This is a genomic window from Pseudomonas sp. G11 (assembly GCF_029457515.1).
Classification (GTDB): domain Bacteria; phylum Pseudomonadota; class Gammaproteobacteria; order Pseudomonadales; family Pseudomonadaceae; genus Aquipseudomonas; species Aquipseudomonas gorinensis.
On sequence record NZ_CP120377.1, the window covers coordinates 4,007,896 to 4,023,380 of the forward strand.

The 15,485-nt window shown below is 60.5% G+C and carries 16 protein-coding genes; 13 read left to right on the forward strand and 3 right to left on the reverse strand.

Annotated features, from left to right (window positions below; genetic code table 11):
• Nucleotides 1-31: 31 nt before the first annotated feature.
• From P2T68_RS18550 to P2T68_RS18585, 8 genes are read left to right on the forward strand one after another with little or no spacing between them, the layout of a single operon-like run.
• Nucleotides 32-520: a DUF6644 family protein gene (locus P2T68_RS18550; protein WP_069076110.1), complete on the forward strand. Its 489-nt coding sequence runs from the start codon at nt 32-34 to the stop codon at nt 518-520.
• On the forward strand, nt 520-1,224 hold the full coding sequence (locus P2T68_RS18555) for a hypothetical protein (RefSeq protein ID WP_150294557.1): 705 nt from the start codon (nt 520-522) through the stop codon (nt 1,222-1,224). Before P2T68_RS18550 ends, P2T68_RS18555 begins: the two co-directional genes overlap by 1 nt.
• Nucleotides 1,221-2,153, forward strand: a complete 933-nt coding sequence (locus tag P2T68_RS18560) for a zinc ABC transporter substrate-binding protein (protein ID WP_277377984.1) — start codon at nt 1,221-1,223, stop codon at nt 2,151-2,153. Before P2T68_RS18555 ends, P2T68_RS18560 begins: the two co-directional genes overlap by 4 nt.
• 23 nt (nt 2,154-2,176) lie before the next feature.
• Nucleotides 2,177-2,857, forward strand: a complete 681-nt coding sequence (locus P2T68_RS18565) for a metal ABC transporter ATP-binding protein (RefSeq protein WP_223817865.1) — start codon at nt 2,177-2,179, stop codon at nt 2,855-2,857.
• A complete protein-coding gene (locus P2T68_RS18570; RefSeq protein ID WP_069076106.1) occupies nt 2,854-3,759 on the forward strand; it encodes a metal ABC transporter permease in 906 nt (301 codons plus the stop codon). Before P2T68_RS18565 ends, P2T68_RS18570 begins: the two co-directional genes overlap by 4 nt.
• Nucleotides 3,756-4,736 carry a metal ABC transporter substrate-binding protein gene (locus P2T68_RS18575; protein WP_223817866.1) on the forward strand — a complete coding sequence of 327 codons (981 nt, stop codon included), beginning with the start codon at nt 3,756-3,758 and terminating at the stop codon, nt 4,734-4,736. The genes P2T68_RS18570 and P2T68_RS18575 overlap by 4 nt, the downstream gene beginning before the upstream one ends.
• A gap of 29 nt (nt 4,737-4,765) precedes the next feature.
• A complete protein-coding gene (locus P2T68_RS18580) occupies nt 4,766-5,089 on the forward strand; it encodes a hypothetical protein (RefSeq protein ID WP_277377985.1) in 324 nt (107 codons plus the stop codon).
• Between the two features lie 8 nt (nt 5,090-5,097).
• Complete coding sequence (locus P2T68_RS18585; protein ID WP_069077404.1) at nt 5,098-5,922, forward strand: DUF4198 domain-containing protein; 825 nt, start codon at nt 5,098-5,100, stop codon at nt 5,920-5,922.
• Nucleotides 5,923-6,034: 112 nt separating this feature from the next.
• On the opposite strand, the gene flgG is transcribed toward P2T68_RS18585, so the two are convergent.
• The 3 genes from flgG to P2T68_RS18600 form a co-directional block, all read right to left on the reverse strand.
• Nucleotides 6,035-6,820 carry a flagellar basal-body rod protein FlgG gene (gene flgG / locus P2T68_RS18590; protein WP_024075475.1) on the reverse strand — a complete coding sequence of 262 codons (786 nt, stop codon included), beginning with the start codon at nt 6,818-6,820 and terminating at the stop codon, nt 6,035-6,037.
• 80 nt (nt 6,821-6,900) lie between these two features.
• Complete coding sequence (gene flgE / locus P2T68_RS18595) at nt 6,901-8,217, reverse strand: flagellar hook protein FlgE (protein WP_277377986.1); 1,317 nt, start codon at nt 8,215-8,217, stop codon at nt 6,901-6,903.
• 169 nt (nt 8,218-8,386) lie between these two features.
• Nucleotides 8,387-9,013 carry a dTMP kinase gene (locus P2T68_RS18600; protein WP_277377987.1) on the reverse strand — a complete coding sequence of 209 codons (627 nt, stop codon included), beginning with the start codon at nt 9,011-9,013 and terminating at the stop codon, nt 8,387-8,389.
• A gap of 297 nt (nt 9,014-9,310) precedes the next feature.
• On the opposite strand from P2T68_RS18600, the gene P2T68_RS18605 reads away from it, so the two are divergent.
• From P2T68_RS18605 to arcD, 5 genes are all read left to right on the forward strand, one after another.
• A complete protein-coding gene (locus tag P2T68_RS18605) occupies nt 9,311-10,162 on the forward strand; it encodes a TIM barrel protein (protein ID WP_193689328.1) in 852 nt (283 codons plus the stop codon).
• Nucleotides 10,163-10,175: 13 nt separating this feature from the next.
• Complete coding sequence (locus P2T68_RS18610) at nt 10,176-11,228, forward strand: 2-oxoglutarate and iron-dependent oxygenase domain-containing protein (RefSeq protein ID WP_277377988.1); 1,053 nt, start codon at nt 10,176-10,178, stop codon at nt 11,226-11,228.
• A gap of 77 nt (nt 11,229-11,305) precedes the next feature.
• Nucleotides 11,306-12,109 carry an ABC transporter substrate-binding protein gene (locus P2T68_RS18615; protein ID WP_102623401.1) on the forward strand — a complete coding sequence of 268 codons (804 nt, stop codon included), beginning with the start codon at nt 11,306-11,308 and terminating at the stop codon, nt 12,107-12,109.
• 115 nt (nt 12,110-12,224) lie between these two features.
• Nucleotides 12,225-13,733, forward strand: coding sequence for an amino acid ABC transporter permease/ATP-binding protein (locus P2T68_RS18620; protein ID WP_277377989.1), 1,509 nt, complete (start codon nt 12,225-12,227; stop codon nt 13,731-13,733).
• 224 nt (nt 13,734-13,957) lie between these two features.
• Nucleotides 13,958-15,448: an arginine-ornithine antiporter gene (gene arcD / locus P2T68_RS18625; protein WP_168232674.1), complete on the forward strand. Its 1,491-nt coding sequence runs from the start codon at nt 13,958-13,960 to the stop codon at nt 15,446-15,448.
• The last annotated feature ends 37 nt before the right edge of the window (nt 15,449-15,485 follow it).

Consider the following 15,485-nt stretch of genomic DNA (forward strand, 5'->3'; position numbering starts at 1 on the left):
CGTTTTCAACCAAAGTTCTCAGGTATTCTCCATGGATATTCAACCTCTGCTGCAAGCCGTCCAGGACACTCAGCTCGCGACGTTCATTCGCGAGTCAGGCTCGGTGTTCCCGATGCTGGAATCGGTGCATGTGATCGGCATCGCCATCGTCTACGGCACCATCGCTGTCGTGGACTTACGCCTGCTTGGCGTGACCGCCCACCGGCGCGGCGCGCTGAAACTGATCCAGGATCTGCTGCCGTACACCTGGGTCGCGTTCATGACCTGTGTGATCACTGGCCTGCTGATGTTCTGCGCCAATGGCACGACCTATGTGCAGAACACCGCGTTCCTTTTCAAAATGGGCCTGTTGATACTGGCGGGGATCAACATGGCAGTCTTCCATCTCGGGGCCTTTCGCCGAATTGCCGAATGGGACACGACACTGCCGCCTCCCCGCCAGGCGCGCGTGGCCGGCTTCAGCTCGTTGCTGTTGTGGGCGGGCGTGGTCTTCCTGGGCCGCTGGATCGCGTTCCTCTGATGGCGCGCCGCGACGCTGCAATCACGCAGGTGCGCCCACGCTCCAGCGGATGGGAGTCGCTGGCGTTGGTGCTGGCGACCCTGGCCGTCATCGCCGGCGTGGCAGGCTATGTGCTGCTGCGCCCTGAAAGAGTTGGCCCGCCCACCCCGTTGAGCTGGCAGGTGCGCTCCTTCGATGGCTTGGGCGCGGTCGATCAGGCCATACACAGCGCGTTGTTACCGGCCGGTGAAGAAATCATCTGGAACAACAACGATACCGGCGGCTGGGTCACCCTGGAGCAGGCGCAGACGCTGTTGCTGCCGCCCTTCTACCGGGATGCCTTCTGGAAAACCAATGGCGAGGTGCACTGGCAATTGATCCTGCCTGGCTCCCACCTGGCCCATACAGGTGGCCATGACGATGATGCCGCTGAGGTGAACCCGCCCGTCAACGCTGTGTCCCAGGCCACCCTGGGGCAAGGTGCAACGGTGTACTACGGCTCTGGCGGCCATGCACCGGGCCAGAGCGCCTACCTGCTGGTCATCGGTCACGCCCATGCGGGGGTGATGTGGGCCAACCAAGCGACGATCTGGGTCCACCGTGATCCGAACGCGCCCTACCCCGCCATCGTCAAGCCCGAATCCCTGGTCGGCGAGGGTTGGCGCCAAGTCATCCCGTACGACGGTGCCAGTGAAATCGAACGCGTAAAAGGAACCCAGCCATGACTGTTTCTACGAAACACCGCGCCTTGTGGCGCCGTTGTATCGCGCTGCTGGTGTTGATACCCGCCATCGCGCTTGCCGGCCCTGCCTTCGCCTCGGCAAAGAAGCTCAAGATCGGCATCACCCTGCATCCCTACTACAGCTTCGTGAGCAATATCGTCGGTGATCGGGCCGAGGTCGTTGCGCTGATCCCCGCAGAGGCTAACCCGCACAACTACCAGCCGCAGCCCGACGACATTACCCGCGCGATGAATATCGATGTGCTGGTGGTCAACGGCATCGGTCACGATGAATGGGCCTTCCAGATCATCAAGGCTGCCGGCCGCACGCAAACGCTGCCGATTATCCAGGCGAATGCCACGGTGGCGCTGATTCCCATCGGTGGCGACCAGGAAGGGGTCAAGGTGGTCAACCCGCACACCTTCGTGTCCACCACGGCAGCGATACAGCAGGTGTTCGAGATCGCTCGCCGGCTGGGAGAGCTGGACCCGGACAACGCTGCGGTGTATCGAAAAAATGCCCTGGCGTATGCGGGCCGTATCCGCGCGCTACGCGCAGGCTTCATGACGCGCTTCGCCGCGCTGGACCTGTCTTCGTTCCGCTGTGCGACGACCCATGCGGGCTACGACTACATGATGCAGGAGTTCGGCCTGTTCGTAAGCGCCGTGATCGAGCCGCGCCACGGCGTCGCGCCGACGGCACGCCAGTTGGCCAACACCATCGAGGCGATCAAGAAGGCCAACGTCAAAGTGCTGTTCGCCGAGAAAAACTTCTCCCTCGACTTGGCCAAACCCATCGAAGCCGCCACCGGCGTGAAGGTGTTCGCCCTGTCCCACATCACCGGCGATACCTACAGCGCGGACGAGTTTGAGGTGGCGATGCGCGAAAACCTCGAAACCCTGGCGCAAGCCGTCGAGTTTACGAAGCAATGAATGCGCTAAAGGAGGAATACGCGATGCGCGGCCCCGCCATTGTGTTCGACAACGTCTCCCTGCAACTGGGAGGTACACAGGTGCTCGATCAGGTGAGCTTGCGCATAGAAGCCGGCGCCTTGCATTGCCTGGTAGGCCCCAACGGCGGAGGCAAGACCTCACTGGTGCGTGCGCTGCTGGGCCAGATGCCGCATTCGGGGACGATCCGCTTCGAGGGTGAATGCGTCACGCCCCTGGGGTATGTCCCGCAACTGCCGGACTTCGACCGCAACGTGCCGATGACGGTCAACGATCTCATGGCCCTGTTGGGCCAACGTCGACCCGCCTTCTTCGGCGCAAGCCGCGCCGCCAAGGCGGCCCATGTCGAGGCCCTGGCGCGTACCGGTATGGCGGGGATGGGGAAAAAGCCGTTTGGCAGCCTGTCCGGCGGCCAGCGTCAGCGCGTGCTGCTGGCCCAGGCCATAAGCCCGATGCCCTGGCTGTTGATCCTCGATGAACCCACCGCCGGGATCGACGAGGCCGGCGTGCGCCTGGTGGAGACACTGGTAGCGGAGCTGAACAGCCGTGGGGTGACCATCCTGTGGATCAACCACGACCTCGAACAGGTCAAGCGTATCGCGCAGTCCGTCACCCTTATCAACCAGCGGGTGCTGTTTCACGGCCCCGCCGATCAGATCGACAGCCGACTGGAGGCCATTCGATGAATGCCTTTTACGATTTCATTCGCGACCATCTCCAGGCGCTCGCCGCGACTCACGTGTTGCCGCAGCCGTTCGAATACGAGTTCGTGATCAATGCGTTGATGTGCTCAGTGCTGATCGGACCGTTGCTGGGTGTGCTGGGCTCGATGGTGATGATCAAGCGGATGGCGTTCTTCAGTCAGTCCGTGGGCAATGCGGCGATGACCGGCGTGGCCATTGGCGTGCTGATCGGTGAGTCCTATACCTCGCCCTACTTCTCGATGTTCGGCTTCTGCCTGCTGTTCGCGCTGACCCTCAAGTACACCCAACACCGCACCACCCTGGCGAATGACACGCTGATCGGTGTGTTCCTCTCCATCTCCCTGGCGGTCGGCGCTTCATTGCTGCTGTTCGTGTCGGCAAAAATCAACACACACGTCATGGAAGGTGTGCTGTTCGGCTCGATCCTGGCCGTCGACCACACCGACATGAACGTACTGCTGGGCGTGACAGTGATTTGCACGCTGATCGGCCTGCCGCTGTACAACGGCATGTTGCTCTCCAGCCTGAATCCGAGCCTGGCCCACGCACGCGGCGTAAAGGTGCGCAGCGTCGAATACCTGTTCGTGGTGCTGGTCACCCTGGTAACGGTCGCCTGCTTGAAGATCATCGGCGCCGTACTGGTAGAGGCCTTGCTGCTGATACCGGCAGCAGCGGCCCGCAACATCAGCCACTCACTGCCAGGCCTGGTCAGCTGGACCGTGGTCATTGCGACCTTTTCCTGTGTGGTCGGCATTCTGGCACCGATGCAGTTCCATATCCCCGTACCCACGGGCGGCGCCATTGTGATCGTCGCGGCCTTGGTGTTTGCGTTCACCACCCTCATCCGAGGCACCGCGCCGCAGTTCAAAGGGGCCAGCGTATGACACGGTTCAACTCATCCATGCGCCGTGGGCTGGCGCTGCTGGCATTGCTGTTGGGCGGCGCGCCGTCGGCGTTTGCGCAGGTCGGCCAGCAACAAGTGCTGGTCGCCCTGCCGGCGGTGTATGCGCTCACCGCTGCACTCGGTGAAGGCACACACATCGAGGTCGTGCGTGTGCCGATGGACGCCGCCGTGCCCATGGAAAGCCAGGCCAACGCGCTGTCACGCCTGGAGCCGGCCGTCTTCGAGAAGGCCGTCGCCGTGGTCACCCTGAGCAGCCTGTGGCGTGCTGATCCGCTGTATGCGACGGCCCGGCGCCACAACCTGCGCATCGTCGAGATCGATGCGTCGCACTCATGGGACAGCTTCAAGCCCGGCGTGGCCGTAACCCGCGTGCCTTCGAACGATGTGCCCTGGGCGGGTGCCCGCGATGGAGACGGCGGCCCGTCACCCTACGCCTGGCTGGGCCCGGTCAATGCCATGCGCATGTCGGCGTTGATTGCGGCTGACCTGGCACGCCTTTCCCCCCCTGATGCGCCGCAGATCGAGCGCAACCTCGCCGCACTCGACGACCGCTTGCGCCAGCTGAAGGCCGACTACGGTGACCGCCTGTTGAAGGTGCCGGACCTGCGCGTGCTGTCGCTGGCCAGCGAGCCGGTCTACCTGTTCGGCGAGTTTGGCGTGTATGTGGACGGTTGGTTCGTGCGCCAGGACATCGACTGGACCGACGCCGACCTTGCGGCCCTGACCCGCTACCTGCGCGAGCGGGATATCCACGTGGTGGTCCATAAGTGGGCGCCTGACGCCAGGATTGCCCAGGCCATCAAGGACGGCGGCGCACGCCTGCTGATCCTGGATATCGGCAACCCGGGCATGCTTGCCAACGCAGCCAACGGCTACGAAGCGCTGCTGAGTTCCAACCTGGACGCCTTGCTGGCGGCCTTCACATCGGCCGGCGTTCAAGCCGCGACGCCGCAGTGATCAACGTCGACCCTGGAGACTCAAGCCTGATGAAAACCCGAGATCTGGCCCACCCGCTACTGCTGGCAGGTGCCCTGCTGTTCTGCCAGGCCGCCTTGGCCCACGGCCCCGTTTTCGACTGCTATATCGATCACGACGACTGGGTGAAGTGTGAAGCCGGCTACACCGACGGCAGTTCCGCCGTGGGCCGCAAAATCCATGTCCAGGACACCAGCAACAAGGTGTTGATAGAAGGCACTGTCGGTAACGACAATAGCTTTACGTTCCAGGCCCCCACCGGCGTCTACTCCGTGGAGTTTCTCGGGGGGGAGAACCATGGCGCCACGATCCAATCCTCTGACATAACCAAGTGAAAACCACCATGCCCATCAAACGACTCCTGCTTCACACCCTCGCCGCCGCGACCCTCGGTTGCATGGCCGGTGCCGCACAAGCCCATTTCCAGATGCTGTACGTGGACGAAACGGCGCTGCCGCGCGCGGACAACCTGGAATTCGCCATCGTATTCACCCACCCGTTCTCTGCCGGGCCGACGATGAACATGGGGCAGCCCCTCGTCTTCAGCCAGGTCAGCGCTCACGGCGGGGAGAAAATCGACCTGCGTAAATACCTGCGACCCGTGCAGTGGCAGAGCCGCGATAATCAGGCGAACGCCTATCGTGCATCGATTCCACGGGAATTGGTGCGCTCCCTGGGGGACCATGTCTTTGTACTTGAACCCGAGCCCTACCTGGAAACCGCCGAAGACGTGTATATCCAGCAGTTCACCAAGCTGATCGTGAACGTCGGTGGCGTACCCGGCAACTGGTCGGAACCGCAAGGCCTGCCGGTTGAAATCCAACCCTTGAACAAGCCCTATGCCAACTGGACCGGCGGCGTGTTCCGCGCCTTGGTGCTGGCCGACGGCGAGCCCGTGCCGTTCGCCGAGATCGAAATCGAATACCTCAACCATGCGGTCGATATCAAAGGCAACGCCTTCGGCCAGCAGGACTATGTCACGGCCCCCCAAGCCTCGTTCAAATCCCTGAGTACCTATTCGGATGCCCAGGGCGTCGTCACCATCGGCCTTCCCCGTGCCGGCTGGTGGGGAATTGCAGCGCTGAACATTGGTAAGACTAAAACCTATAAAGGCAAGCACCTCTCCCAGGACGCGGTGCTGTGGGTGCAGGCCAAGGATATGAAATAACCTGCTCCAGGGCAGGGCTCCTTGACGGCGCCCTGTCCTGCCTGCCACCCATGATGCACCTCCAGCATCGCCCCTCGTATTGCGCTGCAACCGTGCTCAAATCCAACGACCATCAGAGCTTCTGGGTAAGGTTGCTCAGCATCCCGTCAGCCGCCTTGATCACCTTGGCGTTCATTTCGTATGCACGCTGCGTCGTGATCATGTTGACCATTTCTTCAACCGTGCTGACGTTGGACGTTTCCAGGCTGTTTTGCAAAAGGGTGCCCAACCCCGCCAGGCCAGGCGTACCGACCTGCGGGGCCGAGCTGGCCGCTGTTTCGAGAAACAGATTGCCGCCGATCGCCTGCAGCCCCGCCGGATTGATGAAGTCAGCCGTTTGAATATTGCCGATGACCTGGGTCGCCGGGTTCCCGGCCACACTGATGGAGACCGTGCCATCGCGGCCAACCGTGAAGGTCTGGGCGTTGGCTGGAACCACAATGGCAGGCTCAAGCGCAAAGCCGTTCGCATTCACGATGCGGCCATTGGCGTCCAGGTGAAACGTGCCGTCGCGCGTATAGGAAGTCGTGCCATCCGGTTGCTGGATCTGGAAAAAACCGCGACCGTTGATCGCCATATCCAAGGGTTGCCCGGTGGCCTGCAGACCGCCCGCCGAGAAGTTTTTCTGCGTGCCCACAATGCGTACGCCGGTGCCCGTTTGCAGGCCGGAGGGCAATTCGCTGTTTTGTGTGGACGCTGCACCGGGCTGTCGATGAGTCTGGTACAGCAGGTCCTGAAACTCAGCGCGGTCACGCTTGAAACCGGTTGTCGAGACATTCGCAAGGTTATTGGAAATTGTAGTGAGGTTGGTGTCTTGGGCGGACAGACCCGTCTTGGCTACGTAAAGGGCTGGAAGCATGTTGACTCCTGAGCGCGCGACTCAGCGCACACTACCTGGCTGATTGATGGGGATTGAGAACGGCACGACGGGTGAGCGAGTTACTTCATCTGGATAACGGTCTGGAGCAATTTGTTCTGGGTCGTCAGGGTCTTTGCATTCGCCTGATAATTGCGTTGCGCTTGGATCAGGTTGACCAACTCATTGGTCAAATCGACGTTGGACGCCTCCAGCGAGTTGGACACGATTACCCCCGCAGAGCCCGCCCCAGGCGCGTCGATTCCGGGAAGGCCCGAAGCGAATGTCTCCTTCCATCGCGTTCCACCCGCAGGTTGCAAGCCCTGCTCATTGGTGAAACTGGCCAGTGCCACTTGGCCAATCGCCTTGGTTTGCCCGTTGCTGAAATTCGCATTCATGATGCCGGTGGCATCGATCGTCAGGCCGCTGATCTGCCCGCTGGGATAACCGTCCTGCGCCGGCGCCGTATGAGTAGACGCGGCCGCGAACGAAGTGGTCTTGCCAAAATCAAGCACTATGCCCGGCACGGCCCCGCGAGCGCCGTTAAGGCTCCAGCTCGGTGGATGACCGCTGGCGTTGTTCATCACGCCGGGTCGCCACCCCGTCAACGTCAGCGTGTTTCCGGTTTTGCTCCAGCCTGCTCCCGCCGTCAGCGAGCCGAGGGTGCCGTTGGCGTTAAACGTGAGGTCGGCTTTGAGGCCCACGGGGGGGTGCTGAACAGGATCTGCCGGGCTGCGCCCGTCGATGAAGGTGTGTACCGTCCATGAGTTGGCGAGCGGAAGTTTGACGTAATACTGTTCCATGGCGTGCCTGTTGCCTTGTGAGTCATAGACAGGCGTGGCGACCATGTGGTTGTAGCTGTTGGGATCTGCGGGATTAAATGTCGCCACGCTGGGGAGGCGTTGCGCTGAGTTCAGATTCACGGTCTGTTCGATACGCGTGGTGGCGTGAGGTGCAAGGTGGGACTTGTCGATCTTCAGATCAGCCAGCGCACCCTTGGCGATATTGCCGTTGAGATCCGCGCCATAGCCTTGAAGACGGTGGCCGGTGTTGTCGACCACAACGTTCTCGGCATTGACTTTGAACGCACCCGCCCGTGAGTAACTCAGTGATCCATTGTCGCCCAGCACAAAAAAACCGCTCCCTCGAATGCTGAGATCAAGGGCGTTACCGGTATTTTTGAGGTCACCTTGGTTGAACTGCTGGGAGACATTCGCCAGGCGCACGCCCCGGCCTATCGCACTGCTGACCGTCCCCAGCAGTGTTGTTGAATAGACATCGGCGAATTCAGCACGGGACGATTTGAACCCCGTGGTTGCCACGTTCGCGATGTTGTTGCCAGCCACGTCCAGTTGCTTATTGGCTGCGTTAATACCGCTAAGACCGTTAGTGAAAGACATGAGCCACTCCTCTGTGTAAGGAGCGATTGTACGGATGGGGTGTGGAGACTCGGCTGAGTGCGTGTGGAGGAACGGTGGAGATCAGACGCCGAGCCAGATCATCCAGAAGCCAGCGACCGCCTTTGCCCAAGGCACGATGTGCAGGTGTGCGGTGTAGGTCTGCACGCCGTTATCCGCCTGGCCCCAGCCCTATCAAAGGGTAAATCCTGGAAATCACCCGCCTCGTGGCCTCTTCGATCGTTCCTTCATTGCGGCATAAAACCCAGTCGTTATCGGCCATCGCGCGTTCAAACGCCTGGGTACAGGCACTATGTTCTTCCAGTGTCTGGGTCACTGTACCGCCCAGCCCACGCCGTCGCGCGGCTGCCCTGCCCCATGAAATCTCGGGGGCGGTGACAACGCCGACATGCAGGTCTGGCACTCGCACGTTTCGATCGATGTTCAATTGCAGGATATGTGCAAACGGGATTATCCGGCGAAACGCGGCATCGGAGGGGTACCAGCGGTCTATCAAAATGATGCTGCCTGGCGGCTGTTTATCCAGCACGTGCCGGGAGATCCAGGCACGGCTATCAGCAAAGCGCTCACACACCTCCCATTCCAGATCCCGGTTGGGGTCCCTGACGAGTTGGTTGACGAGGGCCATTGTTTCACCCCTGGAGGGATCGCTTTTTTTCTCGCACAGGCGGATGACCTTTTGGTTGTCTGCCCTCAGTACTTTCGTCACGGCCTCCAGCAACGTGGTTTTGCCGGCGCCCTTGGGGCCATCGAGAGAAACAAACAGCGGACGATTCATTCTTCACATATCGATAGCGGCATGGATGACCACTCTAACCTTGTTTCCGGCGAAGGGGTCTCAAATCAAGCTGGAGCTGCGCGCAATAGTTTAGAAATCTCTGAACTATCTTTTTGCGCTGCCCTATTCTTTTCGCTCCTCGCCCTTCCCTATCATCGACGCCAATAAAGGAGCCCTCCCCTAGAGATGCGGCCCGAAGTTTGCCTTTTCTGATAGTCACTGCCGTTTGTCGTGCGTTTCGGTTTGCGCCGCAACGCCGCTGTGTCAATCACACGAAGGATTCTTTGGGGCACATCGATGAAACTGGAAATATTCCGCACGCTGTGGGGCTACACCGCAAGCAAGGCGCAAGCGCTCGAGGAGTTGCTTGAGGCCGGTTTCGATGGCATGGAAGCTCGCCTGCCCATGACCGCCAGCGAGCGTGCCGAGTTCGCAGCCTTTCTACGCGCTAACCATGTCAGCTATATCAGCACCGTCTTCAGCGCCTACGACGTCCTGCCGGAACAATCGGCGAGTGTCGACGAACACCTCCTGGACCTGGATAAGAAACTCAGTTGGGCCGCCGAGTTGTCGCCGCGCTTCGTCAACCTCCTGGCGGGCAACGACCGCTGGCCACTGGCACAGCAAGTCGACTTCTTTGGCCGCGCCATGGACCTCGCACGCAAGCACGACCAGGTGTGCGCCTTTGAAACCCATCGCGCTCGCTCGTTGTTCAACCCGTGGGTCACCCTCGAGCTGATTCGTCAACTGCCGGACCTGCGCTTCACCAGTGACATCAGTCATTGGATCGTTACCTGCGAGCGCCTGCTCAATGATCCGTTCGACGACCTCAGCGCCTTCGTCGAACGCGTTCACCACATTCAGGCCCGGGTCGGTTATGACCAAGGGCCGCAAGTGCCCCACCCCGCCGCCCCCGAGTACGGCCCAGCGCTGGCCTTCCATCAGCAACATTGGGAGGCCGTCTGGCGCGCCCAGGAACTCCGCGGCTATCAAATCAGCACGCTGACACCCGAGTTCGGTGCCGACGGCTATCTGCATCACCTGCCCTTCACCAATGTACCGGTAGCCGATCTGTGGTCGCTGAACGTGTGGATGGCAAACACCGAGCGCGAGCATTTCCGGCGTTTCACCTGCGCCTCAACCCGATAAGGAGCGTTCCCTCATGCCTGACAAAACGCCCAAGAGCGCCAACTTCAGCCGCATTCCGGTGGTGGACATCGCCGGGCTTTACAGCGACGACATCACACAACGCCAGGCGGTCGCCGAACAACTCGGTAACGCCGCCCGCGCGGTGGGTTTTCTGTACATCAAGAACCACGGCATCGCGTCGTCACTGATCGACGGCTTGCGCCACGCGGCGAAGGCGCTGTTTGCGCAATCGCTTGAGTACAAGATGCAGCATTACATCGGCACTTCCCGCAGCCACAAGGGGTTTGTGCCTGAAGGTGAAGAGGTCTATGCCAAAGGCAAACCGGATCACAAGGAGGCCTTCGATATCGGTTTTGAAGTGGGCGAAGACGATCCGCTGGTCATTGCCGGAACGCCGTTGATCGGCGCCAATGAATGGCCCGACCTGCCGGGTTTCCGCCCCGCGGTCGAAGCGTATTACGCAGCGGTGTTCGCATTAGGTCGTCGCCTGTTCAAGGGTTTTGCACTCGCATTGGGCCTGGAAGAAGACTATTTCGACGCGTTGGTCACGCGCCCACCGTCGAAGCTGCGACTGATTCATTACCCATTTGATACGGCGGCACAAGACGCGCCAGGCATTGGTGCGCATACCGACTATGAGTGTTTCACCATTTTGCTCGCCGACAAGCCAGGCCTCGAAGTGATGAACGATCAGGGGCAATGGATTGATGCGCCGCCCGTAGACGGTGCGTTTGTGGTCAATATCGGCGACATGCTGGAGGTCATGACCGCGGGGACGTTCGTCGCCACGGCTCACCGAGTGCGCAGCGTCAGCGAGGAGCGCTACTCCTTTCCACTGTTCTACGCGTGCGACTTCCACACCCAGATCAAGCCGCTGCCGCAATTTCTGGCGGGGGGTGAGGATTACGAGGAAATCACCATCGGCGAACACATGTTCGGCCAAGCGTTGCAGACCTATCAGTACCTGCGCCGCAAAGTCGAACGCGGCGAACTCAAGCTGTATGAGAAGGCACGCAAGCCCTCCAGCTTCGGCCACCTGAAGAACCAGGCGCAGAACGCGTCCTGATGCAACCCTCGACCGGTTCCAACAACCCTGTTTTAAAACCCGCCCAGTCCTACTTTACCGACGTGGAGTCATCGATGATGCGCAATCCAATGAATAATGTTGTTCGCTTGACCCTGCTTGCCGTCGCAATCCTGGGTTCGACTGGCGCCCATGCGGCGACCACGGTGACGCCCGGCGTACTCAAGGTCGGCATGGAGATCACCTATCCGCCCTTCGAGTCCTACGACGAACATAAAAACGTCGTCGGCTCCGACCCCGAACTTGCGCACTTGCTCGCCAAGCACCTGGACCTCAAGGCTGACTTCGTTGACACCAAGTTTTCCAACCTGATCCTCAGCCTGAACGCCGGTCACTACGATGCGATCATCTCCGGCATGTACATCACTCCCCAGCGGCAGACTCAAGCGCAAACCATCGCATACGCCAAGACCGGTGCCGCAATCATGGTGCTGAAGGACAGCCCACTGAAACCGAAAGTACCGGAAGACCTTTGTGGTCTGAAAGTCGGCCTGGAAAAAGGCACCACGTGGGTGGCGCAGTTCAACACACTCTCGACTGACTACTGCACCCCGAATAACAAGGGCGCGATTATGGTCAGCGAATTCCCGTCCGCCCCTGAAGTGACCCAAGCACTGCTCTCCGGCAATGTGCAGGCTCAGGTAGAGATCGACGGCGCCGCCGGCATGATCGCAGAACGTACCAAGGGCCGCGTGGTCGTCAGCACCGAGCACTCGATCTACCAACAGACGCTGGGTATCTACGTCAAGAAAGGCAACGACGCGCTCTATCAGGCACTGCTCAAGGCCTTTGACGCGACGAAAGCGTCGGGGGAATACGCCGCCCTGTTGAAGAAATACAACCTGGAAGCACCGACTAACTGACTCAGTACAGCCATGGCCTTCTGTAGGAGCGAGGGGGACGCCTAGTTCCTACAAAAAGCCTTACCTGACTGGCATTGGGGTAAAGCCCCGTCGGCGCGAGCAGTTGGAGATACACATGCAATTTGAATGGCCCTACTTTTTTTCTCTGTTTTCAGTCTCCGACTTCTGGAGCGCCTGCGTTACCGTGGTGCAGCTCAGCACGCTGGCCTGGTTCATCGGCATGCTATTGGGGTTCCTGCTGGCCTCGGCCAAACTCTCGGCCACGCGTTGGGTCAGCGTGCCGGCGTCGATTTATATCTGGTTCTTTCGCAGCGTGCCGCTGCTTGTCCTGGTGGTGTTCGTCTATAACCTGCCGCAGATGTTCCCGGTCACCCGTGAAGTACTCTCCAACCCCTTCTATTCCGGCCTGTTGGCCCTGGTGGTCACCGAAGCGGCGTACATGGCGGAAATTCACCGTGGCGGCTTGATATCCGTTGCCAAAGGCCAGAAAGAAGCCGGCCGCGCGCTGGGCATCGGTCTGATCGGGCTACAGCGCCTGATCGTGATCCCGCAGGCGTTTCGCATTTCCCTGCCGACGCTGATCAACGAATACATCACCGTGGTGAAACTGACCTCGCTGGTCTCGGTGATTTCCTTGACCGAACTACTGACCGTAGGCCAGCGCCTGTACGCGCAAAACTTCCTGGTCATGGAAACCCTGTCGGCGGTGGCGGTGTATTACGTGCTGATCGTGACCGTGCTCGGCTGGCTGTTTCATTGGCTGGAACAACACCTGGAACTCAACAACCGCAAACCACACACCCTGGATGACATCAGCGTGCAGCGCCTGCGTGCGTCACAGGTGGCCCCGCCTTCCACGGGCGCTCGTACCGCGTTGGGAGCCGGCTCGGCGCCCGCCCTGCAACTGGTCGATATTCACAAGCGCTACGGCCAGCACGCGGTGCTCAAGGGCATCAACCTGAGCATTGATGTGGGTCAGGTGATTTCCATCATCGGCCCGTCGGGATCGGGAAAAACCTCGCTGATTCGAACGATCAACGCCCTGGAGAGCATCGACCAAGGCGAGATCATTCTGTTCGGCGAAAGTTATATCCACGCCGGTGACAACCCCCATGCGCAACAAGTCCGCCGTGGGGTGAAGCGCATCGGTATGGTGTTCCAGAGCTTCAACCTGTTTCCACATCGCACCATTCTCGACAACGTCACGCTTGCACCGCGCTATCACGGCGTCGACACGTTCGTCAGTGAGCAGCGTGCCTACGCCCTGCTGGACAAGGTCGGGCTGCTGGCGCACGCGCAAAAATACCCGCACCAATTGTCTGGAGGCCAGCAACAACGGGTAGCAATTGCCCGCGCATTGGCCATGGATCCCCACATCATGCTGTTTGATGAGCCAACGTCAGCCCTCGACCCGGAACTGGTGGGCGATGTGCTCAAGGTGATCGGCGACTTGGCCAAAGACGGCATGACCCTGTTGATAGTGACCCATGAGATGGACTTCGCCCTGTCAATTTCCGACCGGGTGATTTTCATGGAAAACGGTTTGGTTGCGCTGGATGCGGCGCCCGAGAGCATTCGTGCCGATCAGTGCGGGGACAGAATCAGGCAATTCATGCAGGTTTGAACGCGAGACGGTGTGTGGCTTGCACCCTGCGCAAGCCATCGGGCTCCGGATCAACGCGATTTTTTTTATAAACCCATTCAATCAGTTAGGTATTCCCACTGACCCGACGACACCTACATCTGATTTAAATCAACCAGGCCCTGGCCCTTCACGCAGAAATTAAGCGCAGCAGTCGCACCTTCGTACTCGCTGGTGCAGAAACGCTAGTTTCCTGGAGGTTCGTCATGGCTACGCATCTACAAGGCTCCCAACCGATCGCCCCGCCGTCTGCCCAACCCGTTGCGAGCAGTCTGCACAAGGTTGAACCCAAGCGCCTGTCGTTGAGTCTGTTGATCGCCCTGGTGGTCGGCTCGATGATCGGCAGCGGCATTTTCAGCCTGCCACAAAACATGGCGGCCGGTGCGGGCGCTGGCGCGATCCTGATTGGGTGGTTGATCACCGGCGTCGGCATGCTGTCGCTGGCCCTGGTCTATCAGACCCTGTCCAACCGTCAACCGGCGCTGGACAACGGCGTATTTGCCTATGCCCGTGCGCTGGGCGGTGAATACCTGAGTTTCAATTCCGCCTGGGGTTACTGGATCAGTGCCTGGATCGGTAACGTCAGTTACCTGGTGATCCTGTTCGCGGCCCTGAGCTACTTCTTCCCGCTGTTCGGCGATGGCAATAACAAAGCCGCGATCGCCGGTGCATCCGTGGTGCTGTGGGCGTTGCACTGGATGATCCTGCGGGGGGTGCGCACCGCTGCCCGCGCCAACGCGTTGACGACCCTCGCCAAGATCGTGCCGTTGCTGCTGTTCATCGGCCTGGTGATCGCGGCGTTCCAGCGTGAGACCTTCAGCGTCGACTTCTGGGGCGCGCCCGCCTTGGGCAGTACGTTGGATCAAGTCAAAAGCACCATGCTGGTGACTGTCTGGGTGTTTATCGGGATCGAAGGCGCCAACGTGTTTTCTGCCCGGGCGGCGGAGCGCGCGAATGTCGGGCGCGCCACGGTGATCGGTTTTGTTATCACGCTGTTGCTGCTGATCGCGGTGTCGTTGCTGTCGCTGGGGGTTCTCAAACAACCGGAACTCGCTGCCCTCAAGAACCCATCGATGGCGGGTGTACTGCAGGTAGCGGCCGGGCCATGGGGGGCGGTGCTGATCAGTATCGGCTTGATCATTTCGGTGGGCGGCGCCCTGCTCGCCTGGACGCTGCTGGCCGCCGAGTCGGTATTTACGCCGGCCAAGGAAAAGGTCATGCCGGGCGCGCTGGCCACGGAAAATACCCAGGGCGTGCCCGCCAATGCGCTGTGGCTGACCAACGGCTGCATCCAGGTATTCCTGCTGTTGACCCTGTATTCGAGCGCCAGTTATCTCGCGCTGATCTCCCTGGCCACGTCGATGATCCTGGTGCCCTACCTGTTCAGCGGCCTCTATGCATTGAAACTGACCTGGCAGGGCACCACCTACGCCGGCCACCGCGCCCTGCAACTGCGCGACATGGCCATCGCGGCGGTCGCCACGCTGTATTGCGTATGGCTGCTCTACGCCGCCGGGCCTAAATACCTGCTGCTCAGCGCCCTCCTCTACGCCCCTGGCTCGTTGATCTACCTGGGCAGCATGAAAGCCCGTCAGGGGCAACCGCTCAGCGGCCCTGAAACCGGGCTGTTGATCATCATCTGGGCGGCCGCTGCCTACGCCGGCTGGATGCTGTGGTCGGGGACACTGACCTTGTAAGAGACCCCGTGTTCTGTCCTGGCAGGCCACGCCATGG